The organism is Mariniflexile aquimaris, from assembly GCF_042676825.1.
GTDB lineage: Bacteria > Bacteroidota > Bacteroidia > Flavobacteriales > Flavobacteriaceae > Mariniflexile > Mariniflexile aquimaris.
This window is the reverse complement of the sequence record NZ_JBHTIB010000059.1, coordinates 1-1389: the sequence shown is the minus strand read 5'-3', so window position 1 is coordinate 1389 and position 1389 is coordinate 1. Positions and strand designations below refer to the sequence as shown.

Below are 1389 nucleotides of genomic sequence, written 5' to 3'. Positions count from 1 at the left end.
ACAACGTTTATGTATAAGGAAAGTTGCGTGTTTGTGTGCGAGGATTTTCCGAAGGAAAATCGGAAGCAAGCAAACGAGCAACTAACTTTGGTTTAGCTAAAACTAGCAATTTTTTTTATACGGTGTTGGCAACAGTATTTATTTATTAATATTAAATTTAGTTTGATAATAAACACCAAGAGCAATTATCATCCTATTAGTGTCTTTTTTTAAATCCGATTCACTTGTTCCAGAATAGAATATATTTCTAATTCTTTTTGGACTTAGTCTATATTTTGAATTCATAAGAAGGAAATTCTTTATTCCGTCACTATCGGTTTGGTCAAACAAACAATAAGAAATGTTTTTTTCTAATTTAATATTATTTGGATTCATTTTTTCCACATTGAAAAGTTTAGCTTCTCTCTTCATATTTTCGTCGGTTCGTTCACTTATATCCCATATTTTTAAATTTCTAATTTGTTTACTAATAGAGTCAGAAATACTGTCATCAAAGAATTGATTGCTTAATTTTTTGGTGCTTAAATCTTGCAAAAACTCAAAATAAGCCCATTCAATTGTTGAATTTGGATATTTGTATTTAAGTTTAGATTCAAATAGTAATACACCTTTATGTATTGTTGAAAGATTATCTTTTTCTATACACTTTTTTACTGGCAAATAAACTTGAGTTTTGCAGGAATAAAAACAAATTAATGATATGAGCAAAAGTTTCTTCATATTGTTGCCAACGTTTATGTATAAGGAAAGTTGCGTGTTTGTGAGCGAGGATTTTCCGAAGGAAAATCAGAAGCAAGCAAACAAGCAACTAACATTGGTTTAGCTAAAACTAGCAATTTTTTTTATACGGTGTTGGGTGTAGTGTTTTTTATTTTAATTTTTCAAAATTCAGAGTTTCTCCATATTCAGAATCATAAAAATTTCCGATATTCAGTCTGTTTTCTATTATTTTAAAGTAATAGTCTTTAAAGTTAGAATTGCTAGATAACATCCAATTCAGAGATATTTTTAGTTCTGAAAGCTTATAAGCATATGAGCCTGAACCATATTTAGGCAATAAATATCCTTCTCTAATTTCTTTTCCTCTGTTTAGATTCATTATTTCTAAATTATTCAAGGATTCAAAAGACAATGTGTCCAAGCGAGTTTCCACGTCCACCCATTTTCCTTTTAAGTCAGATTGATTAGCAATATTTGTATCATCTTTGGAGCAACTTAATAAAGTCAGCATAAATATTAATGTTAGTCCATATTTCATAATCTTGATTTTTATTTTAAATTCATTAATTCAAATCATTCAGTTTTGTCCATCGAGTTAGCACATTACACCCAACGTTTATGTGTATGGAAAGTTGCGTGCTTGTGTGCGAGGATTTTCCGAAGGAAAAT

2 protein-coding genes are annotated in these 1389 nt (G+C 29.2%); both read right to left on the bottom strand.

Going from position 1 to position 1389, the window contains the following annotated elements:
• Positions 1-138: 138 nt before the first annotated feature.
• Positions 139-720 (bottom strand): hypothetical protein, encoded by a 582-nt coding sequence (locus ACFQ0I_RS17415; protein WP_379944268.1) that lies wholly within the window; start codon positions 718-720, stop codon positions 139-141.
• 148 nt (positions 721-868) lie between these two features.
• Positions 869-1258, bottom strand: a complete 390-nt coding sequence (locus ACFQ0I_RS17410) for a hypothetical protein (protein ID WP_379944267.1) — start codon at positions 1256-1258, stop codon at positions 869-871.
• Positions 1259-1389: the final 131 nt, after the last annotated feature.